Origin of the sequence: Enterococcus malodoratus ATCC 43197 (assembly GCF_000407185.1) — a bacterium.
Lineage (GTDB): Bacteria > Bacillota > Bacilli > Lactobacillales > Enterococcaceae > Enterococcus_A > Enterococcus_A malodoratus.
The window spans coordinates 866,800-892,956 of record NZ_KE136481.1; the positions used below are offsets into that span (position 1 = coordinate 866,800).

Sequence of the window (26,157 nt, forward strand, 5' to 3'; positions counted from 1 at the left end):
GTTGGTTTTTATTTCGCCGATTGTAAAATTAAGCTAGACAACTAAAAAAGCCATTTGTGCTACACTCAAAATAGTTCTGACCAAAGAATTATAAGGAGTGAGTACAAATGACCTATACCCATCTTACAACGGATGAACTTGTAATGATAGAGTCTTATTTCAAAATAAATCAATCTGTTGCGAAAACTGCGCATTGCTTGAATCGTTCAAGACAAACGATCCATAAAGTATACCTATTCTTCAAGCAAGGAAAATCAGCCTTAGAATACTATCAACAGTATAAGAAAAACAAATCAAACTGTGGTAGACGCCCGCTTGTTTTACCCGAGGAACAATCAGAATATATTCAAAGAAAGGTTGTTCAAGGATGGACACCCGATGTGATTGTTGGTCGTGCAGCGTTTCCTATTCGTTGTTCTGCTCGTACCATTTATCGTATGTTCAAAAAGGGGCTATTTAATCCTTCTGACTTACCGATGAAAGGCAAGCGTAAACCGAATGGACATCAAGAAAGGCGTGGAAAACAAGCTTTCCGCCGCTCTATTCATGAACGTGAAAAAGATTATAGCCAATTCTCAAATGAGTTTGGTCACCTTGAAGGTGACACTATCGTAGGTCTGAAACATAAAAGTGCTGTAATTACCTTAGTTGAACGATTATCAAAAGTTATCATCACATTGAAACCGTGTGGTAGACAAGCGATTGATATTGAAAAAAAATTAAATCATTGGTTTGAATCTGTACCGAAAAATCTATTCAAATCCATCACTTTTGATTGTGGAAAGGAATTTTCAAATTGGAAACAAATCAGTAATGCCAATGATATTGCCATTTATTTCGCTGATCCAGGAACGCCGTCTCAAAGAGGCCTAAACGAGAATTCTAACGGATTGTTACGTAGAGATGGTTTATTGAAATCTATGGATTTCAATTCAGTAGATGAATCTTTTATTCAATCTGTCACATCTAAACGAAATAATATTCCTAGAAAATCACTGGATTATCGAACACCTTTGGAAGTATTTTTGAGTTACGTAAGTATTGATGATTTGTCTAACTTAATTTGACAATTAAGATTTAATAAAAGCATTTTCCGATCCACAAAATATCATGAAAACTCTGCCTTACCTTTGTATTGGTTTGGGATGCGGATTATTCGGTCACGGCTTTGGGGAGTATATAAGTAAAAAAGCGATTGAAAGCGATCCAAAATTAGCCAAACAAATCGAAATCGATACAAAGGATGAACGAAATATTATGATTGGAAATATGGCTAAGGCTAAAGGCTTCGATATGATGCTATATGTATATTCCGCACTTCTATTAACATTCGCATTAATGGGCATTTCTTTCACTGTTATAATCCCCATGGTGATAGCCTATCTTTTTGTCGTTGGGTATTCTATCTATCATCGTACGAAAATTGAAAAATCATTTTAACTTATTCTTGATATAGTAAAAGAGCAGAAACGCAATGTTCTGCTCTTTTATTCTACCCTGTATTTTTCTTCGCTACCCATAAATTTGGCAACAAAAGCTGCAATGACTGCACCTAATGTCGGAGCTAACAAATATACCCAATAATGAGATAAAGCACTCCCACCAGCAAAAATCGCTGGCCCTAAGCTTCTAGCTGCATTTAATGAACCGCCAGTTAAGTTTAAAGCTACGATAATTAAGAAGGCTAATGTAATACCGATAGCTACTGGAGCCATTTGCGCATTGCCATATTTTTCACTCGTTACCATTAAGATGACGAATACGAATAAAAAGGTGATCAATGTTTCCACACCAAAAGCTTGAGCTGCACTGATATTAGGAAAATCAGTTTGACCGAAGCCGTCATTAGGTAATTCTAATGCATGAACATAAACATATAAAATTGCTGAAGCCACAATAGAACCTAATGCTTGTGCGATAATATAAAAAATACCATCTTTCACTTCTAAACGTTTGTTGATCATCATTGCAATAGATACGCCAGGATTAAAGTTACCACCAGAAATACCGCCTACCGCATAAGCCATGATCGTGATCGCTAAACCAAAGGCCAAACCAATCGTTAGCGTGCCACCTTTAGCGACGACTACTGTACCAGTTCCCAGAAAAACCAACATGAAGGTTCCTAGAAACTCTGCTAAATATTTTTTCATTTTCATTACACTCCCTTTACATAATAATTGAATTTTCAGTTTATTTAATTCCACGTTTTTTGTAAAGTGATAAGCAATGACTCTTATTTTTCTCTCTTTTTCGCTATTTGACAAAAATAATTTTTATTGTAACGACTGTTATTTGAAAAGCATTTTTCTATTTCATTGATTTTCATAATTTTGTAAAAAAGAATGAAAAGAAAAATCTCTCGAAATATCGAGAGATTTACTTACTAGACCAATTCAACTTCTACATCAATATTACCACGCGTTGCTTTGGAATACGGACAAAATTCATGTGCTTCTTCAACGATCTTTTCTGCTTCTTCTTTTTCCACGCCTGGCAATGAGGTCTCTAAGATCACTCCGATTTGATATCCGCCATCTTCTAACTGATATAAAGAAACCCGAGCCTTAACCTCTGCATCTGATTCGATATTATGTTCTTTTAACATATGATGAACGGCTCCGTTAAAGCAAGAGGCATAACCTGCAGCAAATAGCTGTTCAGGATTCGTTCCCTCCGCATGGATAGAAGGTGGCTCAATTTTCATCTTCATGCTGCCGTTTGGTGCTTGAACTTCTCCAGTACGTCCGCCATGATTAATCATCGCTGTTTCATACATCTTTTTCAAAATTCATCATTCCTTTTCTTCTTCTTGATTAATAGTCTACGCGTAATCATTGGAGGTTACAAAGATATTGCTCATAAAAAATAGTCTTCAATCAAATAAATTCATTTTTTTGAGAAATCGCATAAAGTTTGTGCAAACGATTACAACGAAATCGTTTTTTGCTATAATAAATGACGAAGGGAGGGCTTTTCTTGAAAAAAATACTCTTAGCTTGTCTAATAGCATCCTTTTTCTTAGTTGGATGTAATCGTGCTCCATCCCAAAATTCGACTGAAACAACAGAAAGTTCACTATCTCACAGCACAGATTCATCAACTAATACTCAGACATCGGCACTATCCTCGTCTGATCGTTCAAGCAACCAATCAGAATTCTCCACTGCTTCTTCTGATACTGCCACTTCTATTGAACAACCAAAGATTGACTCTGTATCGGCCAGTGAATTCGGCGGATATGCAACGTTTTATTTTAATGGAATGAATGTTCCTGATTCAATTAATATCAACACGAATACAAACCAAATCACCTTTAATGCAAATACAAATAATGAGGCCGTTTATAATTTAACCATGCAAAACATGCCAGTCAAAACGGTTCGTATATTCTCAGCAAACACGAATGAAATTCGAACAGTAAAAGTCAGCACAATGATTTCGATTGGCGATCAGCTCTCTGGGCCAGTGAACACGAATAATAAATCTGGTGCACTTTATCTATTCCATAACAAGCATGGCGGTCTCTCTTTAGCAACACCGAATTATGCTGGAAACGTCCAAGAGGATGAAACGGATATAATGATCGAGGTTCTGCAATAAATTAACTCGTATACTTTTAGCCGAGCAAAATTATTTTGCTCGGCTTTTTTGTTTTAAACCAAAAAAAGAGAGATCTGAAATCAGATCTCTCTTTGAATAATCGAAAGTGATTATTTTACTGTTACAGATGCGCCAACTTCTTCTAAAGCAGCTTTTAATGCTTCAGCGTCGTCTTTAGATACATCTTCTTTGATTGGTGCAGGAGCGCCATCAACTACAGCTTTAGCTTCTTTCAAGCCTAGGCCAGTTGCTTCACGAACTGCTTTGATAACTTTAACTTTTTGGTCGCCTACAGCTGTTAATTCAACTGTAAATTCAGTTTGTTCTTCTGCAGCAGGACCTGCAGCAGCGCCAGCAGCAGCCACAGGAGCAGCAGCAGTTACGCCAAATTCGTCTTCGATAGCTTTTACTAAATCGTTTAATTCTAAGATTGTCGCGCCTTTAAGTTCTTCGACAATGTTTTCAATGTTCAATGCCATTTTAAATTTCCTCCGTTTAAGTAAGTTTTTTTAGTTTTAATAATTATGCAGCGATTAAGCTACTTCTTCTTCTTTTTCTGCGACTGCTTTCACAGCGTAAGCCACGTTGCGGACTGGCGCTTGAAGGACAGATAATAGCATAGAAAGAAGTCCATCGCGGTTCGGTAGTTTTGCAAGAGCTGTAATTTCTTCGATAGAAGCTACTTTTCCTTCAATGATACCGCCTTTGATTTCTAGTTTGTCAGCTGTTTTAGCGAATTCATCGATAATTTTAGCTGGGGCAACTACGTCCTCATTACTAAATGCAACAGCAGTAGGTCCTGAGAATACTTCTTCTAATCCTTCCAAGCCAGCTTTTTCAGCAGCACGAGTTAGGATAGAATTTTTAATAACTTTCATTTCAACGTTAGCGTCGCGTAATTGTTTACGTAATTCAGTCACTTGATCTACAGTTAAACCACGGTAGTCGACGATCACAGCTGAAGTTGCTGCGTTGAATTTTTCAGTGACTTCATCAACGATAGCTGCTTTTTTTGCGATTATTACTTCACTCATTATATGTTTCACCTCCTGATTTTGATGGGGAGAGTTTCTTGTGTCAGACACAAAAAAACTCCATGCCACCGTAGACATAGAGGGACTATTGAATGTTCTCAATAAACGTCCTCGGTAGGAAATTAAGACTTTCGTCACCTACTGTCTTCGGTACAGTTAATAATTAACCTCGACTAACTTACCATAGATAAGCTAGTCGAGTCAAGTGCTTTTCTAAAATAAATTAGATAGCTGTTTGTTCAACATGGATACCAGGTCCAAATGTTGTTGTTAATGAAATGTTCTTGATGTATTGACCTTTAGCAGTTGCAGGTTTTGCTTTTACTAAAGTTTCGTTGATTGTGTTAAAGTTTTCAACCAATTTAGCATCATCGAATGATACTTTACCGATTGGCACATGAACGTTACCAGCTTTATCAACACGGTAAGTTACTTTACCAGCTTTAACTTCTTCAACAGCTTTCGTAACATCCATCGTTACAGTACCAGTTTTAGGGTTAGGCATTAAACCTTTTGGTCCAAGTACACGACCCAATTTACCAACTGTAGCCATCATATCAGGTGTCGCTACAACAACGTCAAAGTCGAACCATCCACCTTGGATTTTTGCAACCATGTCGTCATCGCCTACGAAATCAGCGCCAGCAGCTTCAGCTTCTTTTGCTTTTTCGCCTTTAGCGAATACTAAAACAGTTTGAGTTTTACCAGTTCCGTTTGGAAGCACAACTGCCCCACGGATTTGTTGGTCTGCTTTTTTAGGGTCAACATTCAATTTGTAAGCAACTTCAACAGTTGCGTCAAATTTCGCGAAGTTAATTTCTTTTGCTAACGCTACTGCTTCTCCAACTGGGTAAGCTTTAGTAGCATCAATTTTTTTCAATGCATCTTGCATTTTTTTGCTCTTTTTAGCCATTTTGTTTCCTCCTTGATGTGGTTATAACGGTAGAACCTCCCACGTGTTCCGTATCTTTAGATAGGGAGCCAACTGAGAAGCTACTTTCTTGGGTTCATCGAAAATTATTCGACAGTGATACCCATGCTTCGTGCAGTTCCTTCAACCATGCGCATTGCTGACTCAACGTTAGCTGCGTTTAGGTCTTGCATTTTCAACTCAGCGATTTCTTTTACTTGATCGCTAGTAACTTTTGCAACTTTGTTTTTGTTTGGTTCGCCTGAACCTTTTTCAATTTTAGCAGCTTTTTTCAATAATACAGCAGCTGGTGGTGTTTTTGTGATGAATGTAAATGAACGGTCTTCATATACAGAAATCACAACTGGGATGATTAAACCTGCTTGATCAGCTGTACGAGCATTGAATTCTTTAGTGAATCCCATGATGTTGATGCCGGCTTGACCTAGTGCAGGACCTACTGGGGGAGCTGGTGTTGCTTTCCCTGCAGGAATTTGCAGTTTAACTAATTTTTCTACTTTCTTTGCCACGAGACATACCTCCTTGGTCCGTGATGTGGTTAATGGAGATACATATTTCTCCTCCCACTTAAACGGTGTGCATAAAGACACACTTTGATATCTTAGCAGATTATTTGTTTAAATGCAAGATAGATTTCCCTCCGTTCGATGTTTTAATTGTTTAAATCTGTAAGCCTTCTGTTAAGGACAACTCAAATTTTTTTGTTTATATCGAGATGCGGCATTTCCTTTTGTTGCACCTAACATAGTGTTGGCAAGACCTAGCTATTTTACCAAACTTTTCTGACAATAATAAAATACTTCACAATCTCTTTAACTACTATGAGAATAACAAAATAAATTATTAATCTTCCTATTTTCAGAAAGCGTATATGTTACACTATGGTCGACTTGATGAGGATTTTCATCGGATAAATTAGGGAGGTTTAAAATAATGGAAGTATTAAAATATCGAAGTGTTTTTGACATCATTGGTCCAGTTATGGTAGGACCAAGCAGTTCACATACTGCTGGCGCTGCGCGAATCGGAAAAGTTTGCCGCATGATTTTTGGTGAACGTCCGGATTCAGTAGAATTTGATCTGTATGAATCTTTTGCCAAAACCTATCGCGGACATGGAACAGATATCGCTTTGGTTGGCGGTATCTTAGGGATGGAACCAGATGATCCTCGTTTATCCGATTCATTGAAAATCGCTCACGAACAAGGAATGGAAGTTCTGTTTGTACCGAAGAAAGAGATTGCTGATCATCCGAACACTGTCACCCTGCGTATGATCAAAGGTGACTTAGAAATGTCAATCACCGGTGTCTCGATTGGCGGCGGGAACATTCAAATCACGGAGATGAATGGATATAGCATTTCACTTGGTATGGGTAATCCAACGTATATCATTATTAATAAAGATGTACCGGGACTGCTTTCTCGTGTTTCTACTATCTTTATGAAACATGGGTTGAACATTGGTAAAGTAACCATGACCAGAAAAACAAAAGGCGAAAACGGAATCGTCCTTTTAGAAATCGATGATACCCCGGATGATCCAGAAGGTTTGAGACAAGAAATCAAACAAGAAGATGATGTCTTGAGTGTGACCTATTTTAAATAATTATCCATCCTGACTTGTGTCTCAATGCACGAATATCAGAATGAGATTCAGCATAACTTTTCAGAGGAAGTTCTACTATCAATACGAATTAGGAGGAGTTGTCATGTTTTATTCGATCCAAGAGCTTGTTGAACAAGCACAGGATTATTCATCTGTCGGCGAATTAATGATCGCTACTGAAATGGAATTAACTGATCGTACTCGTGAAGAAATTATTGCGTTAATGGAACGCAATTTAGAAATAATGGAAAGCTCCATCGAAGAAGGTATTCAAGGCGTCACTTCCGTAACAAAAATTACCGGTGGTGATGCGAAACGCATGAACGACTACATTGAAAGCGGCAAATTCATGAGTGGTGATACGATTTTAAAAGCTGTTCGTAACGGGATTGCTGTCAATGAAGTTAATGCCAAAATGGGTTTGGTTTGTGCGACACCTACCGCGGGCAGCGCAGGTGTATTGCCAGGAGTCCTAATGGCTGCGCGAGAAAAGCTAGAGTTAACTCATGATGAGCAAATCGACTTTCTATTTACTGCTGGCGCTTTCGGATTAGTGATGGCAAACAATGCATCAATCTCTGGCGCTGAAGGTGGTTGCCAAGCTGAAGTTGGTTCTGCCAGCGCTATGTCAGCTGCTGCATTAGTTACTGCAAACGGCGGAACTCCTGAAATGGCATCAAATGCATTAGCTATTACACTAAAAAATGTGATGGGTTTAATCTGTGACCCCGTAGCAGGTTTAGTTGAGGTTCCTTGTGTGAAACGTAATGCAATGGGTGCTTCCCAAGCGTTTATTTCAGCGGACATGGCACTGGCTGGTATCCGTAGTGTTATCCCGCCAGATGAAGTTGTTGAAGCTATGTACAAGGTTGGCCGGGCAATGCCGCAAATTTTCAAAGAAACAGCTGAGGGCGGTGTCGCAACTACTCCAACCGGTCTGAGATTGCAGCGACAAGTATTTGGCGAACCTGAAAAAGCCACAGTTTAATCCAGATAAAAAAGCAGCTGATAAAAATCAGCTGCTTTTTATTACTTCATCAAGCCTTCATGAATCTTATCCAGATTCCATTTCATCATTTTGTAATAACTGTCACCCGGCTCACCTTTCTTAGCCAATGAGTCTGTATACAGCTCACTATAAATCGGTAAATCGACTTCTTTTGATAAACGCTCCATGCTGCGTTTATCGACACTCGTCTCAACAAACAATGACGGTACTTTAGACACTCGAATTTTTTCTACGATTTGTTTCATTTGATCCGGTGTACCCTGGCTTTCTGTGTTGATTTCCCAAATGTACGCTGCTGTTAGATCATAGGCTTTAGAAAAATATTTAAAAGCTCCCTCACTAGTCACTAACAATTTCTTTTCACTAGGAATATCTGCAAATGCTTCTTTTGCAGAAGTATTTAATGCCTCAAGTTTTTTGATATATGCCTCAGCATTTTTCTTAAAGCTCGCTTGATTGTCTGGATCTTTTTCACTTAAAACAGTTTGAATTTGCTTCACGTATGAGATGCCATTAGAAATATCCAGCCACGCATGCGGATCTTCTTGCTTGCTGTTACCTGTTAAATGAATAGGAGCAACCTCTTTGCTCACCGCAAAATAATCCTCATTCTCTTTTTTCTTAGCTGTCTCCATCAATTTGTCGAACCAGCCATTGCCAGTTTCTAGATTTAAACCATTATAAAAAACTACATCTGCTTCACTGGCCTTTTTGATATCTTCAGGTAATGGTTCATACTCATGAGGATCGGTTCCGACTGGTACGATACTATGAACGCTTACCTCTTCTTTGCCAACCTCCTTGACCATATCTGCGATGATCGAGTTTGTAGCAACCACTGTTAATTCTTTTGAATCATTCGCTGCACTATTTCCGTTGCCTTTCGTACCGCAGCCTGCAAGCAATAACAATCCCATGATTCCTGCAAAAATTATTTTTTTGTGCTTCATATCTCTGCTCCTTTTTATAGTAATAGCGAGTTGTCCTTTATCTTATTTTCAACTGGATAAAGCAGAACTAGCATCCTTTCTTAATTGTTGAATCAAACCTTTAGAGGGTGAAAACAGAAAGGCAGCGATGAAAAATACTGCCGCTGTCATTACGATCGTTGCCCCAGAAGGCAGATTGTAGCTATAGCTAAAATATAATCCGATGATTGCACTCAATACACCAAACAGTGTAGAGAGACCTACCATCACTGATAGACGATTTGTCAGTTGATAAGCAGTAGCCGCCGGCGTAATCAACATAGCAATCACAAGGATCGTTCCCACTGTTTGTAATGAGGTTACTGCAACTAACGTTAATAAGAACATCAAGCCGTAATTGATCAAACCAATATTCCAACCATACGACTGAGCCATCGTCGGTGCGAAAGAAGTCAATTTCAACTGCTTATAAAAAAGAACAACTGCTAATAATACAATGATCATTACGATCGCCGTCAAATACATGTCTGAATCCCGAACAGCCAGGACATTTCCAAAAAGGATATGATAAAGGTCAGTCGCACTTTGAGCGAAAGAGATCAAAATAATCCCTAGTGCAAAGAAGGAACTAAACACGATCCCAATCGCCGTATCATTTTTCAGCCGACTATGTTTGCCGACAAATCCGATCAGCGCTGCTGAAAAAATTCCAAAAAAGGTCGCCCCTATAATATAGCTGCTGCCCAACATGTATGAGATCGCTACTCCGGGTAAGACCGCATGAGAAATAGCGTCTCCCATCAGTGACATTCCCCGCAAAATGATAAAAGAACCGATCACTCCCGCAGATATTCCGACCATAATCGAAGTGATCAAAGCATTTTGCAGAAATTGATAATTGATTAATCCTTGAAAGAAATCATGTAGCAAAACCTGCACCTCCCATTCTTAGCATTTGTGTAATTTCACTACCATACGTTTTCTCCATGTTTTTCGTCGTATATGTTTGAGCGACTGGGCCTGAAGCGATCAATCCTTTATTCAATAAGATCACTTCATCAAAATAATCCGTGACTTTATGAAGATCATGATGAACGATCACGATTGATTTTCCTTCATCCCGTAATTCCTTCAACAGCTCAATAATAATTTTTTCGCTGGTTGCATCAATGCCGGCAAACGGTTCATCCAATAAAATCCATTCCGCTTGCTGTGCCAATGCACGTGCGATAAAGACTCGTTGAAGCTGGCCGCCAGATAGTTCGCTAATTTGGCGATCCGCAAAATCAGATAAACCAACCTTCTCTAAACAAACTGCAGCGAAGGATTTCTCTTTTTTGCCAGGCCGCTGAAACATTTTTAAATGCGGATAAGTTCCAAATAGGACAACTCCAAAGACATCGATTGGAAAACTCAAATCAATATCTTGTCGCTGCTCGACATAAGCAATCTTCTTTCTATGATCATTCAATGGCTGTTCGCCATAGAAAATCTTGCCTGACTGCGTTTTTATTAATTGCAGAATCCCTTTCATTAAAGTGGATTTCCCAGCGCCATTGGGTCCGACAATACCAGTCAATTTCCCGGCTGATAATTCTAAATCAATCTGCTGCAACGCCACTTTACCACGATAAGCAACGGATAGATTTTCTACACGGATTGTTTCCACAGTTACCCCTCTTTTCTATTTTAGGCTTACCTAATTTACAAATTAATCATAAACTAAAAAGAAAGCGGACGCAAGAAAAATGCGAAAAAAAACTTCACCATGAGAATTTCTCCTCTTGGTGAAGCTTTTATTTTTTGATTATTTCACATCGTTTAATCTAGTGTTCTTAACTTCGTCAATCGTTTTTGTTCCGGCAAGCTGCATAGTGATAGCAAGTTCCTTGTTCAAATGATCGAAGACAGATTTTACTCCTTCGGCTCCGCCAAGGTTCAGACCATAAATTACTGGACGTCCAATCGCAACTAAGTCTGCTCCACTGGCTAAAGCTTTAAAGACATGTTCACCGCGACGAATACCACTGTCAAATATGATAGGGACACGTTTATTTACGACACCAGCAATTAACGGTAAGACATCAAATGATGCCGGACCACCATCTAGCTGGCGACCACCATGATTTGAAATCCAGATACCGTCTGCTCCGGCCGCAATCGCAACTTCGGCGTCTTCAGGTGATTGAATCCCTTTTACAAGGACTGGAAGATTGGTTAAGTCCTTGATTTTCTTAATATCTTCAGGTACTAACCCTTGTTTGGCTGCCGCATAAATTTCTGCGATTCCTTTTCCCTCACCATTGCCGCTCGCACTTTTCGCGCTATAGGCCGCTAAGTTTGGCATTGGTAGTGGAAATTGGAAGTTATTGATAATATCTTCTTCACGATAACCACCAAGTGTAGAATCAGCAGTTAGGATAATTGCCTTTGCTCCAGCTTTCACTGCTTTTTCTAAAATGAACTCGTTAAATCCATCATCTTTACTCATATATAATTGGAAAAATTGCGGTGCGTTTGGTGCCACTGCAGCAGCGTCCTCAATCGTTGTATTGGCATAAGTACTGATTGAGAAAATCGAACCAGCATCTGCTACACCTTTAGCAGTGTCCGCTTCACCTTTTTCATGAGCCAACCCTTGAGCTGCCGATGGTGCTTGGATGATCGGCGTTGCTAAATCAATATCCCAGAGTTTTGTGTTAAGATCCGCATGATCAATGCCACGTAATACACGAGGTGTGATCGTTTTATTATTAAATGAAGAAGTATTTTCCTTCATTGTCCATTCGTCTTCAGAACCTCCGCGAATATAACCAAACGCGCCTTTATCCATACGTTCTTTTACGCGGCCTTCCAATGAAGCGATATTTACGATTTCAATTGGATGTTCTTCGTTGCTTGTTTGATAAGTCATGATAACTCCCTCTTTCTGTTGAATACATGAGTTATCTTAATACTCTTACAAAAAGTAAGCAAGAATATTGTCTCCTAACTTAGATTGAAGCCGTTTTTCCTATCGTCTCCAATCTACTTCCACAAAAAGTTCGCCACTGTCTTATCGACTCCGAGGTTCTCATGTAATTGGCTGTGTTGAGCGTTTGAACCAGTAAATATTTGGTACTCAATTGGATTTCCATGGGCCTTTAATAATGAGTAAGTCGCTAATGCACTGTTTAGGGGAACTGTTCCGTCGGATGCGTTATTCTTATCTAATTTCCCTGCAATTAATAAAATCGGCAAATCGCTTGGTACATTAGAAATGCCATTACTATAATCTGTATATCTGCTGGCCTTAGTGTCCGGACCGTTGGTCAAAACATCCTCAATTGATTCGGCCGATTCAGTAAAGTCATTAAATGGTGCGCCGATTGAAATAAATTTTTTTATAGTTGGTGTGTCATTTGGTTGCCCGTAGGTCGTTAAGTAACGCAACGAACTGACGCCCCCCATCGAGTGACCAACCAAATTCACTTGATCTACGCCTTGTTTTTTTAAATATTTTAAGACAGTATAAATCCATTCTGTTTGGTTCCATTCATTGTCCTTGTTCGCCGCGAACAGCACCTGGATACTAGGATTATTTTTTTTCTTGCTCAATTGACCATCCACGTTCAACGTACCATCCGCTTGAACAGTGATCACCATTTCCTTTTTCGTTTTCCCTTCATTTGATAAACGCTGGATCATTCCTCCAAAAGAATTGATCGTTCCGCCATATCCATGAATAAAGACCGTAGGTACATTCGTTTTTGTTGAATCATCCTTTGCTTTAACGGGAGCCGCCTCTTCCGATTTTGTCGTTTGGCTCGTTTGCTTTGTTTTTTCAGCTCCACAACCAACTAATGCGAAAATAGCCGCTAAAGCAATAATGCTAAGAACTATTTTTTTCATCTTCATCACTCTCATTTCTAGTTTTATGCTGCATAATTTGATTTGATTCTATTACTATAGACACAAAGATTGTTAAACTCAACTATAAGAACATAAAATTTGGCTAACTATCATTTGTTAGATCGTTACGGTCAGCAGCCGAACTAAAAAAAGCTGAGACAAGAATCGTCTCAGCTTTGTAAGTTAAATTTTGTCGATTTGATCGAAGTCCAATTCGGTACTTGTTTCACGACCGAACATATCGATATTCGCTTTGATTTTCTCACGTTCTTCATCAATCTCAGTGATCACACCTTCAAGACCAGCAAAAGCACCTTCGATAATTTTTACTGTTTCGCCAACCTCTACTTCTAAATCGTGTTGACGAGCACTCATACCTATTGAACGCAAGATATGATTAATTTCCTCTGGCATCAATGGCGCAGGTTTGCTTCCGGCACCATGCGAACCGACAAAGCCTGTCACACCTGGTGTATTTCGAACAACATACCAAGAATCATCAGTCATGACCATTTCCACTAGCACATAACCAGGGAACGTTTTATGGACGATTTCTTTTTCTTTACCGCCTTTAACTTCTGTCTCTGTTTCTTCAGGGACAACTACACGGAAAATATAGTCCTCCATCCGCATACTTTGTGCACGTGATTCTAAGTTTGCTTTTACTTTGTTTTCATAGCCGGAATAAGTATGCAGCACATACCATTGTTTTTCAAAAGATTCCATTTTTGCCATCGGCTCCTCGTTCTAAAATAAAAAAACCTCAGCATTACCAAGGTTTTTTCTCTCAAATAGTATAACATGCTTTTTTTGAATTGGCTACTAACGAATGATCAAATTAATCAATGCCTGGATCGCTGTATCCATGATGAAAAACATCAAAGCAAAAATGATCGCCGTTTCGATAACGACTAGTGAATCATGGCGCAAACGTTTTTTTGACGGCCATGAAACAAGCTTCATTTCTTCTCTTACACTGCGTATAAAATTCAATTGATTGTCCTCCTAATTTGTATGAAAATAGTTATTTTGTTTCTTTATGTATCGTGTATTGATTGCAATGTTTGCAAAACTTATTAATCTCTAAACGCTCTCCGCGTTTGCCTTCACTCACTGATTTCGTGTAGTTTCTTGAACCGCACACTGTGCAGGCTAGAGCCGCTTTTTTTGTTGCCATAGCGATATTCTCCTAATTCTTATTAATGATGATCCTCTTTCAATAAAAGAAATCTGATTTTCAATGCGTGTACTATCTGACTTTATCTTTGAACCTGTCTCTTTGACTGGATTCAAACGACAGCCCCACAAAGTCACATGCTAACATTATCATCTATCCTTTTACCTGTCAATCTTCGATGGAAACTATCATTCTTTCTTTACGACTGGAATAATTGATCTGAATTGTTTCTAAAATAAATTTCTTTATCAAGGAGAATATGATAATATGATGAAAGAATGAATAGCTTTATTGGAGGGTTATTGGATGTTATTAAAAAGTCTCGTTTATCCCAAAGAGAATTTGACCACAATCAACGAATCGACAACGTTACAAGAGGCGTTAGATATTTTAGAAGGCACGGGTTTTCGTTGTGTTCCGATCTTGGATGAAAGCGATCAAATTTTCCGAGGCAATATTTACAAGATGCATATATACCGGCACAAAGCAAACGGTGGTGACATGGATCTGCCAGTCACACATTTGCTGAAAAATGCAACAAAATTTATCTCATTAGATACTTCTTTTTTTAAAATCTTTTTTACGATTAAAGAATTGCCATATATTACTGTTTTAGATGAGGACCACCATTTTTATGGTATCTTGACCCATAGCACTTTATTAAATATGCTGTCACAATCTTGGAATATCCAAACTGGAAGCTACGTTTTGACCGTTGTTTCTAATGGCAAACGCGGCGACCTAGCGACGATGGCAAAGATCATTTCTAAATTTACATCCGTTGCAAGCTGCATCACCTTGGACGTTGGACAAGATTTTAAAGGTCGCCGTACTTTATTCACGTTACCTGCTGGCGTGGATGAAAATAAATTGAACCAAATCATTGATCATCTCGAACGAAAACATTTTGAGATTCAAGAGGTTGAATCGTTAACTATGCAAGACTAAATACTCAAATAAAAATGGCGATCCTATCTTTCTAGGATCGCCATTTTTTATATTTGCTTCGCGAAATTTAGACGTTGATTCAAATAATACATAATCGGTGCCGAGATCGTCATAATGATCGCTTCACTCAATGCTGTCCAGCCATATGTCGGCCAGAAAGGCAATTGTGCCGTCAGATTCAGCATCAGCGCAATTAGAAACATACTTGCACTAAAGAATAGGACATTCAATGCCAAGCGGATTTTCGTATTTTTAATGACGTTTTGCAAGACGGATGTTAATGCTAAAGCCAACAATGTCTGTCCTCCGCCAAAGACCACATCGAGCCAGCCCATGCCGAAAATCGCATTATACACGACGACTCCGCCGAAGATTCCCCATAGGTATTTTCGGTTAAAAACGACTAAATGATTCAAACTTTCTGAGATTCGAAATTGGATCGCCCCTGAAGCTACCGGCGAAACTAAAATCGTCAGAGCCAAATAAAGGGCCATGATGATCCCATTGGTCACCACAACGTTGACTCGCTTTCTTTCCACCATATTCATAATTTTCCTTCTTTCTCCGAGTTTTTTTAAAGCGGGATGGTTGATGAACCGCTGTAAACCTTTTACAGCATACGGTTTTTCAGAATGTAAGTCAACTCCGAAACTGCATAAGGATAGTTTATCAAAATTGAATTTTTTAAGCTTCTGATGATACAATTAGTTTGCAGACGTGCTTTGTTTGAAAGAAAGGTGATTCGTCATGCTAGGAATTGATAGTGAATTAGAAACGCTGTACACAAAAGCTCAACAAGATGGCGTTGCAGTTATCAAGGATCGTTGGACTCCTGGAAACTACGGGTGCTGCAGTACGCGGGCTCCGTTAGTCGAAAAGTATAAAATTGAACATATCGGCAACACGATGCAGCTTCATATTTGGGGGAAATTAGTAGTAACGGTTGATCTGAAAAATCAGACTTCTGTCGTGAGTGAGAACTATCCCGCTTCAAATTATGAAAAAAGAATTATCGATTGGTTCAGTCAGAAAGCAAAAAAATAATTGACTATTCCATATAATCCTATACCTTCACTTGAGTGAGGGTATTTTTGATTTTAACAGCATGATTCATGAAAAATGATTCAATTTTCTACAGTTCACTCCGTTACTCTGTTATAATCATTTTTTGAAAGGATCGAGGACATGAATTTTCATTATCATATTTTAATCAATCCCGCAGCCGGCAGCGGCAACGCGGCAAAAACAGCAGAAAAAATCATCCAGCTATTAGATGACGGCAACTATACATACACCCCTTATTACACTGAAGAACCCGGCGATGAACGAGAAATTGTTGGACGGCTGGTCGAATTATTAAGTCCTTGGTCAGAAACCTGCGAAAAGGATCATGTTGATAATTCTTTCCATCTACTCGTGGTCATTGGCGGTGACGGAACCTTGCATCAGGTCGTTAATCAATTTTTTGCGTTGGATCGGCAGTTTCCTGTCAGCTATATTCCCGCTGGATCAGGAAATGACTTCGCCCGCGGCATCGGCCTGTCTCGTGAGCCGGAAAAAGCCTTTGAGCAAATTACATCGGCACTAAAACCACAGGCGATCAATGTTTTTCACTATGAAGAAAAAATTCGGGAAGAGCAAGGAGTCATTTTGAACAATGTCGGAATTGGTTTGGATGCCTTGATTGTGGCAACGACGAATGCATCCACGTCAAAAAAAGTGTTGAATAAATATCATCTAGGCTCAGCTTCCTACGCATTGTATCTGGTTAAAGCCATTTTCACTCAAAAGACTTTTCCTATTCTAGTTGAACTGAATGGTCAGTCGCTAAGCTTTGAACGGACTTTTCTATGCACGACGACAAACATTCCATACTTTGGCGGCGGTGTAGCGATTGCACCGATGGCTGATCCGAAAAAAGAGACGATTGATCTTGTTGTCGTAGAAAAACCGAATCTGCCAGCAATTTTGCGTTTCTTATTCCAACTTGTTCGCAAGAAACACACGCAAAACAAGCACTATAAGCATTACACCAGCAGTCGAATTCGAATCGTTTCAGTCGTTCCGCAGCATGGACAAGCAGACGGCGAAAATATGGGAGAACGCTCCTTTGATCTGAACTTCACTACTGCAACACAATATATCTGGTATGCAGATAAAAGGACTGAAAAATAAATCCGCGGATTTATTTTTCAGTCCTTTTTTACATAAACATTGCTGGAGTCACATTTTCCATCCCGATCATCGGATCAATGGTTTGTGCAGTAATTAATTTCGGAGTCAAAATAGTTGGTTCATTGACTTTCGGCTTTTGCTTTTCTTCAACCGCTTTGAATGGCTCTTGCTTCGGTTGAGTAGGAGCAACTTCCGTCCCCTTCATGATTCGTTCAATCAAGGTTGTTTTCCGCACAGCGGATTCGCGATTGACACAAACTTGAAAGGCTTCTTCTTCACCTAGCAAAATCAATAGATCCTTACTTCGTGTAACTGCCGTATACAAAAGATTCCGCTGCAGCATGCGTGAATATTGTTTAACCATTGGCAAAAGTACCATTTTAAATTCACTACCCTGCGCCTTATGAATCGAACAACAGTAGGATAGTTTAATCTTATTCCATTCTGAACGCTTATAGCTGACTTCATTATTGTCGAATTGGATCACCAACTCATCAACTTTATCTTCTGACTCTTTTGCTGGAATGATCCCTGCAATGATTCCCATATCTCCATTAAAAACATTCAGCTCTGGATTATTGACCAGCTGCAACACTTTATCTCCAATACGATAAACCACATCGTTCCACTGAACTTCCTTTTTGCGTCCATCGTTGGGATTAAATATTTCCTGCATCATCTTGTTGATCGCATCGATTCCTGCCGGTCCGCGGTACATAGGAGCCAAGACTTGCACATCCTGCGCAGTATAGCCTTTTTTCTTCGCCCGTTCGACAATCTGCTTCACGACCTCTTCCATTTGAAAAGCATGACAGCTAATAAAGGAACGATCCTTTTGATTCTTTTTAAAGTCCTGCGGCAATTTGCCTTCCTTGATCTCATGTGCCAACGGAATGATAGACGAGCCATTGCCTTGACGGTAGATATCTGTCAGCTCCATCTTTGGAATATCCTCAATCTGCAGCAAATCATGGAAAACTTGCCCAGGCCCCACCGAAGGTAATTGATCTTTATCTCCTACAAAAATGACCTGCATATTATCAGGAATCGACTTTAGCAAGGTATTCGCTAACCAAGTATCCACCATCGACATCTCATCAACAATCAACAGTCCGCCATCCAATTCTTTCGCTTCAATATCAGGAGTGTCATCATGACCGTTTAGTCCTAACAAACGATGGATCGTACTTGCGGGCAATCCGGTTGTTTCATTCATTCGTTTAGCCGCCCGCCCAGTTGGTGCCGCCAATAAAATAGGAAAGACTGCTTGGGTATAATCTTTGGGATCAAGCGATAGATCATTGAGCTCAGCAAATAACTTCACAATACCGTTAATAACCGTCGTCTTCCCTGTTCCCGGACCACCAGTCAAAATGAATAATGGTGAACGAATGGCTCCTTTAATCGCCTGGTCTTGCGAATCGCCATAAGTGATTTTCAACTGCTTCTCAATAATTCGTAGTTTCTTGTCGATCGCCTGTTGCGGATAGTTGATCTCCTTCTTGCGAGCTAACAAACGTTCAATCGAAGAAGCGATGCCCCATTCACTATAGAATAATGTATTCTCATAAATTTTCGTAGCTTCTTGCTGAATCTTTTCCTCTTCCACGAGTTGAATAATCATACTGGCGATTTGATCAGGGGCGATTTCGACTGGCCGGGTTGTTTCCAAAAGCTGCAAAACTTCTGTTAATAATTGCTGAGCCTCAACATAAGTATCACCGCTTTGATTCGCATCCTCATTTACTTGATGAAAAATCGCTGCCCGAATTCGTTGCGGACTATCCGCTGCGATACCAAGCTGTTCCGCTAAGTTATCCGCCTTTTTAAATCCGATTCCCTCAATGTCTTCAACCAATTGATAAGGATTTTCCGCAATTACTTCCAAGGCTTCATTTCGATAGGTTTGAAAGATTGCAAAAGAGAGCTGGCTTCCAAAACCATAGCGGCTCAAGCCAACGATGATTTGCTCCATACCATGATTTTGCCGAATCATCTCTACAATGACTTTCTGCTTCTTTGCATTTAGATTCGGGATCTTGGCTAACACCGCCGGATTCTCCATAATCTCGTCGATCGCCTTTTCCCCTAACACATCAATGATCTTCTCGGCCGTCTTTTTTCCGATTCCAGGAAACTTCTCACTAGAAAGATAATTGATCAGTCCATTGGCAGAGGTCGGATGGGCTTGTTCATAGCTTTCAACTAGAAATTGCTTACCGTAACGAGGATGGTCTACAAAATGCCCGAAGAAACGATAATCTTCATCTTCTTGCATATCGCCAAAACTGCCGGTAACGACAATTTCTTGTTCGAGAAAATCGCTATTGGTGTCGCTAACCTTAATCAACAAAACTTTGTAAAAATTGCTGGGATTTTGAAAAAAGATTACTTTCAATGTCCCCACGATGTATAACTGCTCCTCCGACATTTTGCCCCTCCTTTCTATAGCTCAGAAATGATTTCTTTTAAAGCAAAGAATCCGGTTTCGAGCCCGTTCCTTCTAAAAAACTGACATCATTCCACTGGATCATGCGATATGGCGGTTGCGTACTATCCGTCTCTAAAATCGTCAAACTGTTATTAAATAGACCACCCATGTCGCGTAATTCAGCCAATGATTTTCCAGTTAACGCTTGAATCGCGGCTGTCAATGCAGCACCATGTCCAACAAAAAGAAGCGGTCCTTCTTCGGCTTCAGACACTGCTTTTTCTACTAAATCATTGGTTCGCTTCAACATGCCTTCTATTTTCTCCCCATCAAAGGGGGCTGGATCGTATAGCTCGAGATGATGGCGTAAATTTACCATATCTTTTGGATAGCGTTCTTCAATCACTGGAATTAATTGTCCTTCCAAGGTTCCCAGACCAAGCTCCCGCAAATCCTCCGAACGAACGATGTCCGTTGGCTGTGCTAACTGTTTATTAATACCTTCTGCTGTCAAATACGCCCGTTTTAATGTGCTCGTATAAATTTTTTCAAAGGGAATATCTTTTAGTTCGTTTCCTAATGCTTTGATTGCTTCCAAACTTTCCGGCAATAACGGCGAGTCCCCCATCATACCTTGGAAACGTTTCTCCTGATTCCAACGGGTTTTCCCGTGACGAGTAAAATAAAGTTTCATCTAAATCCCTTTCCTAATCCGTTTTATCTAATCTAACTTATCGTGTTCATAATGATGCGTCAATTCCAAATTCGGAAAGTTTTGCTGACGCAATGCTTCATAAACAACTAAAGCGACTGTGTTGGAAAGATTCAAGGAACGAACGTGTTCATCATTCATTGGGATGCGCAAACATTTATCCGCATTTTCCCGCATAAATTCTTCCGGTAAACCCGTTGTTTCTTTTCCAAACATAAAGAAATGATCGTCGCTAGTATAGTCGATCTCTGAGTAGCTGGCATTGGCAAATTTTGTGATCAAATGGAGTGGTCTTTGATCAAGATAATCTAAAAATGCCGCTAAATCTTTATGATAAGTAATATTCACATCATTCCAGTAATCTAGCCCTGCTCGTTTCAAATGCTTATCATCGGTAGAAAAGCCCAAAGGCTCAATCAAGTGCAATGGTGAGTTCGTTGCCGCACAAGTTCGTGCGATGTTTCCGGTATTCGCAGGAATCTGCGGTTCAAATAGTACGATATGGTTTGTCATGATAGTATCCCTCGTTCTTAATTAAGTATTTATAACTGTAAAATAGCTTTATTTTTATATTACTATAAGATATCTACCCATAGTATAATCTGCGATTTACGTGATAGAAAATCAATTATAGGTTCACACTTTATGTGCACTAAAACCATAGAGTGAAATTCGCAAAAAAAAAACGTACCAACTCGGTGTCTAGCACGGCGAGTCGCTACGTTAGTGAAGCACTTTTCACTAACTTTTATCAGAACAGGAACCTGATAAAAACCAATGAAAAACAACTTGTTTGTACTATAACATCACGAAGTCACAAATGCAACCTTCTATTTTCAGTAATTCGAATGAAAGCGATTACTCTAATGTCCTTTTAATATTTCGATATCAACGGTTATTTTTTTCAAGGTATTCTGCTTCAAATGCGCTTTTACATCCTCTGGAACCTGCCATTCCAATGGCGACATTTCTAAAAGATCTAAGCGGTTTTCTTCTGGTATTTCAAACTCGTAAGTGATACGTTCACGATGATCGATTTGGAGTTCCTCTGTGAAACGCTGAATAACCGCCTCATTTGAATAAGCTTCTCCATCCGGGTGATAAATGGCGCGCAATTCTTGCAAATAGCCTGTTTGGGGTACTACCTTTAACACACAACCATCGGATTTTAGTACTCGTTTAAACTCCCGGTAGTGTGAAGGGGAGAAAATATTCAGAATCGTATCAAAAGAGGCGTCAGCAAATGGCAAATTCGTCAGATCAGCCACACACCAAAATGCCTCGATTGGTTGATTGCTAGCTAGATAGATTCCTTCTTTGGCAATATCAAAACCAATATTGGTTGGATTCTCTTTCACCTGATTGATTTGCTGCAAGAAACTGCCTTCGCCGCAACCAACATCCAAAACGTTGCCGCTTTGCATTAATTGAGCGATTTTTTCAATCACAGGTTGATACATTCCTGAACGAATCATTCGACCTCGCGGTGCGAACATTTCATTATCGTATTCTGTTTTGATTTGATGATCCAAAAAGTAAAGCGTGCCCTTTTTCGCTAAATCAAAGCGATGTCCATTCACGCAGATTAAACTTTTATCCTGTTGACTCATTTCAAGGCGGCATTTAGGGCAACGAAACAACTCCTGCTGTTCGGCCAGAAATAACGCACTTCGATCAATTTTTTTAAGCATCTTTTCACTTCCTTTTTGCCATCCTATCATAGCATAGTTCTTCTATTCCTACTATCGCTGAGATATGCTAAACTATACGCGAGATGTCGAATCACTTGGACGAGCTTTCTTAGATTTAGTGCGCTTGTGATTAGCATCTTAACTTTGATTATTTCGAAATATTTGAACAAAACTGGAGGACATAATCTTGATTAAGGAATTTTGCGCAGAGAACTATACAGATATTCCCAAAGCTATCCAAGCTGGTGCAGGACGCATCGAACTATGCGACAACTTAGCGGTCGGTGGTACTACTCCAAGCATCGGAGTCATCGAAGAAGCATTAGCTTATGCAAGTGAAAAACACGTTCCGATTATGACGATGATTCGTCCGCGCGGCGGAAATTTTGTCTACAACGATATTGAATTAAAAATCATGGAGAATGATTTGATTCATGCTAAAAATGCTGGTACTGACGGTGTGGTTTTTGGCTGTTTAACAGAAGAAAACGAAGTCGATGAAGAAGCATTAGAAATGCTAGTCGGAAACAGCGCAGGCCTACTAACGACATTCCATATGGCCTTCGATGAACTTTCTAAAGAAGAGCAATTCAAGACCATCGATTGGTTTGCACGGTTGGGCATCGACCGGATTTTAACTCATGGCGGTCCATTATCTACTACCATCGAGGAAAATCTGCCACATCTAAAAGAATTAGTCGATTACGCAGCCGGACGAATTATTATTTTACCCGGCGGCGGTATCAACTCAGACAACGCTGAAAGAATTGCCTCAACACTAGGCGTAAACGAACTACATGGAACAAAGATCGTAACAATTTAAAAGGGAAGTGACTCATTGGAGTCACTTCCCTTTTTTATGTTCTTTAATAAATTTTTCTATACGGATCAGCCACCGATTTTGCTTGAAACGTAATCGCACTGGATAACGACCTGATAAATAATCCTTGATCTGACGATTTTGATCAGGGAAAATATTCAACGGCAAATTACGAATATCAAAGAAATTGAAGGCCACATAATCATGTGATTCCATCTTACTTTGCGAAATCGTTTCCTGTACCTTATAGACATATGTGATATCTTCGCGATACTCTTTCGTATAAATTCCGATTAGATCCTCAACTGTATTATCAAAAGAAAGCTGCTCCTTAACTAGGCGCTGCATCCCTTCGCGTTCGTTCTCATTCGGCAAAAGTTCGCCTCCAGGCAAATCCCAAACAGGCATTCCCTGACGACGGACCAATAGGATCAATCCGTTACGAATAACAATGGCATAAGCTTTTTTCAAAATTTTCTCACTACTTTCAGCATATGTCTTTTTAATCATCAATCAATGACCGATAAATCGTTCCATAAATAGACTCGCAATATTGAAATAAATCAACACACTGGTCAAATCACTCAAGGTGGTAATAAATGGCCCGCTGGCAACAGCCGGGTCAAACCCCAACCGTTCCATAATCATCGGAATCCAACTGCCCGCTAACGTTGCCACGGTAATGGCCGCCATCATTGCAGTTCCGATCACAAATCCCAAAATAAAATTATGTTTCCAAAAACCAACGATAATAAAAATCGTTATCCCTGTTACTAAGCCCGTCACTAAACCGGTCAAAATCTCACCGACCACTAGCTTTCCAAAATTCTTTTCGTTGTCATCCGAAATCGCTAAACGTCGCACAGCGACCGCTAACGACTGGGTTCCCGCATTTCCAGCAGTCCCTGTGATCAATGAGATGAAAACAGCTAAGATACTTGCTTTACTAACCAACGCTTCATAATGATTGATCAAGGTTGCGGTTGTCATACCAAGAAATAATAAAGTAATCAGCCAAGGCAGTCGTCTCGAAGCCGCCTTGACGGGGTTCTCATCAACTTCCTCAACATTGACCCCTGCCAAACCAGAGTAGTCACTCGCCGCTTCGTCATCGATTACATCAATGATATCATCGACCGTCACAATCCCCAACAAATGATCCTCGTAATCAGTTACCGGCAAAGCGAGGAAATCATAATCACGAAATGTTTGCGCCACATCTTCCTGATCATCACCAACATGAACAGAAATCGTCCGTTCGCTCATGACATCAGAGACCATCGTGTCGTCCTCATTAATAATCAAATCACGCAACGAAATAACGCCAACTAATTGATTGTCATCATTCACTACATAAGTATAATAGATTGTTTCGGCAATTTGAGCTTCTTTTTTTAGCACATACATCGCCGAGCGAACTGTTTGATTCGCCACGATTGAAACATATTCCGTCGTCATCAAAGAGCCGGCAGTATCATCTTCATAATGAAGCAGCTCACGAATTTCATTGGCATGTTCCGAGTCCATTAAGCTCAAATACTTTGCCACAGGCTTCTTATCTAGCTCATTCAGTAAATCGACCGCGTTATCGGTATACATTTCAGACAACATGTCGGCGGCATACTGCGGGCGCATCTCGCTCAGATATTCATTGACATGTTCATCGTCTTCTTCAATAACGTCAAACATATCAGCCAATTCCTTTGGTGATAAATAAGAATACATGAGTTGGCGTTTTTCTTCATTCAAAGATTGATAAAATTGCCCCTGATCATAAAAATGCATATCCAAGAAATCATCACGAAATGCCTGCAGATCATTCTGATCCAGTTCCTCCCGTAATTGTTGGAAATGTATTTCTAGCTCTTCTTGGTTTTCATCCATCAATCTCACCTACCTCATAGTTTATGTATTAAATTTTCTAATAGAAAATTTAGTCTGATCTTCAGCACGGATATCATTCGGCTTTACTCATTATTTGTTTTTCTCTATAAAAATCCATTAAATACTTAAATTCAATTGAACAACTGGGAATAGCAGAACTGACAACCTACCTCATAGTTTATGTAATAAATTTTCTAATAGAAAATTTAGTCTGATCTTCAGCACGGATATCATTCTGCTTTACTCATTATTTGTTTTTCTCTATAAAAATCCATTAAATACTTAAGCTCAATTGAACAACTGGGAATAGCAGAACTGACAACCTACCTCATAGTTTATGTATTAAATTTTCTAATAGAAAATTTAGTCTAATCTTCAGCTCGGATATCATTCTGCTTGATTCTTCGGTTACTTTTTTCTAAATAAGTTCTGCTATTTTCGCCATGTCGTTTGCTAATGGCAATTCAAAGGACATGCGTTCCTCTCTGAAGGGGTGAGGAAATGATAAGGAGTAGCAGTGCAGTGCTTGCCGCTCAATTCCTAAATCCATCGCGCCTTCATAAAGATCGTCTCCTAACAACGGACAACCGATCGCAGAAAGATGCACTCGAATTTGATGGGTACGGCCAGTATGTAATTGAATATCAACTAAAGCACATGCTTGATTTCGTTTTTTTAACCAGTACTCGGTCTCCGCTTTTTGTCCGGTTTCAATTACTTGGCGTTTTACTAAAGAAGACAAATCTCGCCCAATCGGCAAAGAAATGTTTCCGTGATCTTGCAATGATTCAACTTCACCTGAAACTAAGGCCTGATATTTTTTAACAAATTGATTTTGCTGTAACCCTTGATCTAGCTTCGCATGGGCAAATCCATGCTTCGCAAACAACATTAGTCCTGAGGTATCTCGATCCAAACGTGTAACGACATGAACGACCTGATTGGCATACTCTTTGTTAACATAGTAGGCTTTGACTCTATTTGCCATTGTTCCTCGAGGGTGATATTGGGCCGGGATTGACGCGATCCCTGCTGGTTTGTTAACGATCAATAAATGTTCGTCCTCAAAGACAATTTCAATCGGAACATCATCTGCTAACAAAGTTTCATGCGGCTCCTCGTCCGGAATCACAACAGTTACAATATCATGGGCTTTTAAAGAAAACAAGACGTTTTGTTCAGTCTCATTCACTAAAATTTTTCCACCCTGAAACTTAATTTTAGCCAGTAATTTTTTTGAGATTCCTTGACGCTTTAAAAAAGTTCGCACTAAAGAACTGAAGGGTTCTTTATAAGTCCATTTAAATTCCACTA

31 protein-coding genes and 1 other annotated feature are annotated in these 26,157 nt (G+C 39.6%); of the genes, 9 read left to right on the forward strand and 22 right to left on the reverse strand.

Annotation, left to right across the window (positions count from 1 at the left end):
• Positions 1-107 precede the first annotated feature (107 nt).
• Entirely contained in the window at positions 108-1,067 is a 960-nt protein-coding gene (locus I585_RS04300; RefSeq protein WP_002330482.1) for an IS30 family transposase, read from the forward strand.
• Positions 1,068-1,110: 43 nt separating this feature from the next.
• Positions 1,111-1,440 carry a DUF6442 family protein gene (locus tag I585_RS04305; protein ID WP_010739813.1) on the forward strand — a complete coding sequence of 110 codons (330 nt, stop codon included), beginning with the start codon at positions 1,111-1,113 and terminating at the stop codon, positions 1,438-1,440.
• A gap of 47 nt (positions 1,441-1,487) precedes the next feature.
• On the opposite strand, the gene I585_RS04310 is transcribed toward I585_RS04305, so the two are convergent.
• Positions 1,488-2,153 (reverse strand): MIP/aquaporin family protein, encoded by a 666-nt coding sequence (locus I585_RS04310; protein WP_010739814.1) that lies wholly within the window; start codon positions 2,151-2,153, stop codon positions 1,488-1,490.
• Between the two features lie 233 nt (positions 2,154-2,386).
• Positions 2,387-2,788 (reverse strand): organic hydroperoxide resistance protein, encoded by a 402-nt coding sequence (locus I585_RS04315; RefSeq protein ID WP_010739815.1) that lies wholly within the window; start codon positions 2,786-2,788, stop codon positions 2,387-2,389.
• A gap of 191 nt (positions 2,789-2,979) precedes the next feature.
• Here I585_RS04315 and I585_RS04320 point away from each other — a divergent pair, with 191 nt between their 5' ends.
• The gene (locus I585_RS04320; protein ID WP_010739816.1) at positions 2,980-3,603 is read left to right on the forward strand and encodes a hypothetical protein; all 624 of its coding nucleotides are present in this window, start codon (positions 2,980-2,982) and stop codon (positions 3,601-3,603) included.
• A gap of 110 nt (positions 3,604-3,713) precedes the next feature.
• Here the strand turns inward: I585_RS04320 and rplL are convergent, their stop codons facing one another.
• From rplL to rplK, 4 genes are all read right to left on the reverse strand, one after another.
• Complete coding sequence (gene rplL, locus I585_RS04325) at positions 3,714-4,082, reverse strand: 50S ribosomal protein L7/L12 (RefSeq protein WP_010739817.1); 369 nt, start codon at positions 4,080-4,082, stop codon at positions 3,714-3,716.
• Positions 4,083-4,136: 54 nt separating this feature from the next.
• Positions 4,137-4,637, reverse strand: a complete 501-nt coding sequence (rplJ, locus tag I585_RS04330; protein ID WP_010739818.1) for a 50S ribosomal protein L10 — start codon at positions 4,635-4,637, stop codon at positions 4,137-4,139.
• 42 nt (positions 4,638-4,679) lie between these two features.
• Positions 4,680-4,806 (reverse strand) — a sequence feature (ribosomal protein L10 leader region).
• A gap of 54 nt (positions 4,807-4,860) precedes the next feature.
• On the reverse strand, positions 4,861-5,550 hold the full coding sequence (gene rplA / locus I585_RS04335) for a 50S ribosomal protein L1 (protein WP_010739819.1): 690 nt from the start codon (positions 5,548-5,550) through the stop codon (positions 4,861-4,863).
• 104 nt (positions 5,551-5,654) lie between these two features.
• Positions 5,655-6,077 (reverse strand): 50S ribosomal protein L11, encoded by a 423-nt coding sequence (rplK, locus tag I585_RS04340; protein WP_010739820.1) that lies wholly within the window; start codon positions 6,075-6,077, stop codon positions 5,655-5,657.
• 424 nt (positions 6,078-6,501) lie between these two features.
• Between rplK and sdaAB the strand changes: the two genes are divergently transcribed.
• Both sdaAB and sdaAA read left to right on the forward strand, forming a co-directional pair.
• Entirely contained in the window at positions 6,502-7,176 is a 675-nt protein-coding gene (gene sdaAB, locus I585_RS04345; protein WP_010739821.1) for an L-serine ammonia-lyase, iron-sulfur-dependent subunit beta, read from the forward strand.
• A gap of 103 nt (positions 7,177-7,279) precedes the next feature.
• The gene (sdaAA, locus tag I585_RS04350) at positions 7,280-8,164 is read left to right on the forward strand and encodes an L-serine ammonia-lyase, iron-sulfur-dependent, subunit alpha (RefSeq protein ID WP_010739822.1); all 885 of its coding nucleotides are present in this window, start codon (positions 7,280-7,282) and stop codon (positions 8,162-8,164) included.
• A 41-nt stretch (positions 8,165-8,205) separates the two neighbouring features.
• Here sdaAA and efaA read toward each other — a convergent pair whose 3' ends face one another.
• From efaA to rpmG, 8 genes are all read right to left on the reverse strand, one after another.
• Positions 8,206-9,135: an Mn/Fe ABC transporter substrate-binding lipoprotein EfaA gene (gene efaA, locus I585_RS04355; protein ID WP_010739823.1), complete on the reverse strand. Its 930-nt coding sequence runs from the start codon at positions 9,133-9,135 to the stop codon at positions 8,206-8,208.
• A gap of 48 nt (positions 9,136-9,183) precedes the next feature.
• Positions 9,184-10,044: a metal ABC transporter permease gene (locus tag I585_RS04360; protein WP_010739824.1), complete on the reverse strand. Its 861-nt coding sequence runs from the start codon at positions 10,042-10,044 to the stop codon at positions 9,184-9,186.
• Positions 10,034-10,783 carry a metal ABC transporter ATP-binding protein gene (locus I585_RS04365; RefSeq protein ID WP_010739825.1) on the reverse strand — a complete coding sequence of 250 codons (750 nt, stop codon included), beginning with the start codon at positions 10,781-10,783 and terminating at the stop codon, positions 10,034-10,036. The genes I585_RS04360 and I585_RS04365 overlap by 11 nt, the downstream gene beginning before the upstream one ends.
• A 138-nt stretch (positions 10,784-10,921) precedes the next feature.
• Positions 10,922-12,028, reverse strand: a complete 1,107-nt coding sequence (locus I585_RS04370; protein ID WP_010739826.1) for a lactate oxidase — start codon at positions 12,026-12,028, stop codon at positions 10,922-10,924.
• Between the two features lie 113 nt (positions 12,029-12,141).
• Entirely contained in the window at positions 12,142-13,005 is an 864-nt protein-coding gene (locus tag I585_RS04375; RefSeq protein WP_010739827.1) for an alpha/beta fold hydrolase, read from the reverse strand.
• A gap of 183 nt (positions 13,006-13,188) precedes the next feature.
• On the reverse strand, positions 13,189-13,731 hold the full coding sequence (gene nusG, locus I585_RS04380) for a transcription termination/antitermination protein NusG (RefSeq protein WP_034708653.1): 543 nt from the start codon (positions 13,729-13,731) through the stop codon (positions 13,189-13,191).
• A 96-nt stretch (positions 13,732-13,827) separates the two neighbouring features.
• Entirely contained in the window at positions 13,828-13,998 is a 171-nt protein-coding gene (gene secE, locus I585_RS04385) for a preprotein translocase subunit SecE (RefSeq protein WP_010739829.1), read from the reverse strand.
• A 31-nt stretch (positions 13,999-14,029) separates the two neighbouring features.
• Positions 14,030-14,182, reverse strand: coding sequence for a 50S ribosomal protein L33 (gene rpmG / locus I585_RS04390; RefSeq protein ID WP_010739830.1), 153 nt, complete (start codon positions 14,180-14,182; stop codon positions 14,030-14,032).
• Positions 14,183-14,488: 306 nt separating this feature from the next.
• Between rpmG and cbpA the strand changes: the two genes are divergently transcribed.
• Positions 14,489-15,130: a cyclic di-AMP binding protein CbpA gene (gene cbpA / locus I585_RS04395; RefSeq protein ID WP_010739831.1), complete on the forward strand. Its 642-nt coding sequence runs from the start codon at positions 14,489-14,491 to the stop codon at positions 15,128-15,130.
• A 47-nt stretch (positions 15,131-15,177) separates the two neighbouring features.
• Here the strand turns inward: cbpA and I585_RS04400 are convergent, their stop codons facing one another.
• Entirely contained in the window at positions 15,178-15,681 is a 504-nt protein-coding gene (locus tag I585_RS04400) for a QueT transporter family protein (protein ID WP_371198565.1), read from the reverse strand.
• Positions 15,682-15,877: 196 nt separating this feature from the next.
• Here I585_RS04400 and I585_RS04405 point away from each other — a divergent pair, with 196 nt between their 5' ends.
• Positions 15,878-16,174 carry a hypothetical protein gene (locus I585_RS04405; protein ID WP_010739833.1) on the forward strand — a complete coding sequence of 99 codons (297 nt, stop codon included), beginning with the start codon at positions 15,878-15,880 and terminating at the stop codon, positions 16,172-16,174.
• A 141-nt stretch (positions 16,175-16,315) separates the two neighbouring features.
• Entirely contained in the window at positions 16,316-17,305 is a 990-nt protein-coding gene (locus I585_RS04410; RefSeq protein ID WP_010739834.1) for a diacylglycerol/lipid kinase family protein, read from the forward strand.
• 28 nt (positions 17,306-17,333) lie between these two features.
• On the opposite strand, the gene recD2 is transcribed toward I585_RS04410, so the two are convergent.
• The 4 genes from recD2 to I585_RS04430 all read right to left on the reverse strand — a co-directional run bounded on the left by recD2 (position 17,334) and on the right by I585_RS04430 (position 22,139).
• Complete coding sequence (recD2, locus tag I585_RS04415; RefSeq protein WP_010739835.1) at positions 17,334-19,736, reverse strand: SF1B family DNA helicase RecD2; 2,403 nt, start codon at positions 19,734-19,736, stop codon at positions 17,334-17,336.
• Between the two features lie 37 nt (positions 19,737-19,773).
• On the reverse strand, positions 19,774-20,430 hold the full coding sequence (locus tag I585_RS04420) for a histidine phosphatase family protein (RefSeq protein ID WP_010739836.1): 657 nt from the start codon (positions 20,428-20,430) through the stop codon (positions 19,774-19,776).
• Between the two features lie 27 nt (positions 20,431-20,457).
• Positions 20,458-20,961, reverse strand: coding sequence for a tRNA (uridine(34)/cytosine(34)/5-carboxymethylaminomethyluridine(34)-2'-O)-methyltransferase TrmL (gene trmL, locus I585_RS04425; RefSeq protein WP_010739837.1), 504 nt, complete (start codon positions 20,959-20,961; stop codon positions 20,458-20,460).
• A 350-nt stretch (positions 20,962-21,311) separates the two neighbouring features.
• Entirely contained in the window at positions 21,312-22,139 is an 828-nt protein-coding gene (locus I585_RS04430) for a methyltransferase domain-containing protein (protein ID WP_010739838.1), read from the reverse strand.
• A gap of 187 nt (positions 22,140-22,326) precedes the next feature.
• On the opposite strand from I585_RS04430, the gene I585_RS04435 reads away from it, so the two are divergent.
• On the forward strand, positions 22,327-22,962 hold the full coding sequence (locus tag I585_RS04435) for a copper homeostasis protein CutC (RefSeq protein ID WP_010739839.1): 636 nt from the start codon (positions 22,327-22,329) through the stop codon (positions 22,960-22,962).
• A 21-nt stretch (positions 22,963-22,983) separates the two neighbouring features.
• Here the strand turns inward: I585_RS04435 and I585_RS04440 are convergent, their stop codons facing one another.
• The 3 genes from I585_RS04440 to I585_RS04450 form a co-directional block, all read right to left on the reverse strand.
• The gene (locus I585_RS04440) at positions 22,984-23,469 is read right to left on the reverse strand and encodes an NUDIX hydrolase (protein ID WP_010739840.1); all 486 of its coding nucleotides are present in this window, start codon (positions 23,467-23,469) and stop codon (positions 22,984-22,986) included.
• A gap of 3 nt (positions 23,470-23,472) precedes the next feature.
• Positions 23,473-24,843, reverse strand: a complete 1,371-nt coding sequence (gene mgtE / locus I585_RS04445; protein WP_010739841.1) for a magnesium transporter — start codon at positions 24,841-24,843, stop codon at positions 23,473-23,475.
• A gap of 418 nt (positions 24,844-25,261) precedes the next feature.
• The gene (locus I585_RS04450) at positions 25,262-26,155 is read right to left on the reverse strand and encodes an RluA family pseudouridine synthase (RefSeq protein ID WP_010739842.1); all 894 of its coding nucleotides are present in this window, start codon (positions 26,153-26,155) and stop codon (positions 25,262-25,264) included.
• Positions 26,156-26,157: the final 2 nt, after the last annotated feature.

What these genes read in the sequence shown, in the direction of transcription:
- I585_RS04300 (WP_002330482.1), top strand. Translation starts at nt 108, where the DNA reads ATGACCTATACCCATCTTACAACGGATGAACTTGTAATGATAGAGTCT.
- nusG (WP_034708653.1), bottom strand. Translation starts at nt 13,731, where the DNA reads ATGGAATCTTTTGAAAAACAATGGTATGTGCTGCATACTTATTCCGGC.
- rplA (WP_010739819.1), bottom strand. Translation starts at nt 5,550, where the DNA reads ATGGCTAAAAAGAGCAAAAAAATGCAAGATGCATTGAAAAAAATTGAT.
- rpmG (WP_010739830.1), bottom strand. Translation starts at nt 14,182, where the DNA reads ATGGCAACAAAAAAAGCGGCTCTAGCCTGCACAGTGTGCGGTTCAAGA.
- recD2 (WP_010739835.1), bottom strand. Translation starts at nt 19,736, where the DNA reads ATGTCGGAGGAGCAGTTATACATCGTGGGGACATTGAAAGTAATCTTT.
- cbpA (WP_010739831.1), top strand. Translation starts at nt 14,489, where the DNA reads ATGTTATTAAAAAGTCTCGTTTATCCCAAAGAGAATTTGACCACAATC.
- I585_RS04430 (WP_010739838.1), bottom strand. Translation starts at nt 22,139, where the DNA reads ATGCTTAAAAAAATTGATCGAAGTGCGTTATTTCTGGCCGAACAGCAG.
- I585_RS04305 (WP_010739813.1), top strand. Translation starts at nt 1,111, where the DNA reads ATGAAAACTCTGCCTTACCTTTGTATTGGTTTGGGATGCGGATTATTC.
- I585_RS04375 (WP_010739827.1), bottom strand. Translation starts at nt 13,005, where the DNA reads ATGAAAAAAATAGTTCTTAGCATTATTGCTTTAGCGGCTATTTTCGCA.
- I585_RS04420 (WP_010739836.1), bottom strand. Translation starts at nt 20,430, where the DNA reads ATGAAACTTTATTTTACTCGTCACGGGAAAACCCGTTGGAATCAGGAG.
- sdaAB (WP_010739821.1), top strand. Translation starts at nt 6,502, where the DNA reads ATGGAAGTATTAAAATATCGAAGTGTTTTTGACATCATTGGTCCAGTT.
- sdaAA (WP_010739822.1), top strand. Translation starts at nt 7,280, where the DNA reads ATGTTTTATTCGATCCAAGAGCTTGTTGAACAAGCACAGGATTATTCA.
- mgtE (WP_010739841.1), bottom strand. Translation starts at nt 24,843, where the DNA reads ATGGATGAAAACCAAGAAGAGCTAGAAATACATTTCCAACAATTACGG.
- I585_RS04370 (WP_010739826.1), bottom strand. Translation starts at nt 12,028, where the DNA reads ATGACTTATCAAACAAGCAACGAAGAACATCCAATTGAAATCGTAAAT.
- I585_RS04410 (WP_010739834.1), top strand. Translation starts at nt 16,316, where the DNA reads ATGAATTTTCATTATCATATTTTAATCAATCCCGCAGCCGGCAGCGGC.
- trmL (WP_010739837.1), bottom strand. Translation starts at nt 20,961, where the DNA reads ATGACAAACCATATCGTACTATTTGAACCGCAGATTCCTGCGAATACC.
- rplL (WP_010739817.1), bottom strand. Translation starts at nt 4,082, where the DNA reads ATGGCATTGAACATTGAAAACATTGTCGAAGAACTTAAAGGCGCGACA.
- rplJ (WP_010739818.1), bottom strand. Translation starts at nt 4,637, where the DNA reads ATGAGTGAAGTAATAATCGCAAAAAAAGCAGCTATCGTTGATGAAGTC.
- I585_RS04405 (WP_010739833.1), top strand. Translation starts at nt 15,878, where the DNA reads ATGCTAGGAATTGATAGTGAATTAGAAACGCTGTACACAAAAGCTCAA.
- I585_RS04310 (WP_010739814.1), bottom strand. Translation starts at nt 2,153, where the DNA reads ATGAAAAAATATTTAGCAGAGTTTCTAGGAACCTTCATGTTGGTTTTT.
- efaA (WP_010739823.1), bottom strand. Translation starts at nt 9,135, where the DNA reads ATGAAGCACAAAAAAATAATTTTTGCAGGAATCATGGGATTGTTATTG.
- I585_RS04440 (WP_010739840.1), bottom strand. Translation starts at nt 23,469, where the DNA reads ATGATTAAAAAGACATATGCTGAAAGTAGTGAGAAAATTTTGAAAAAA.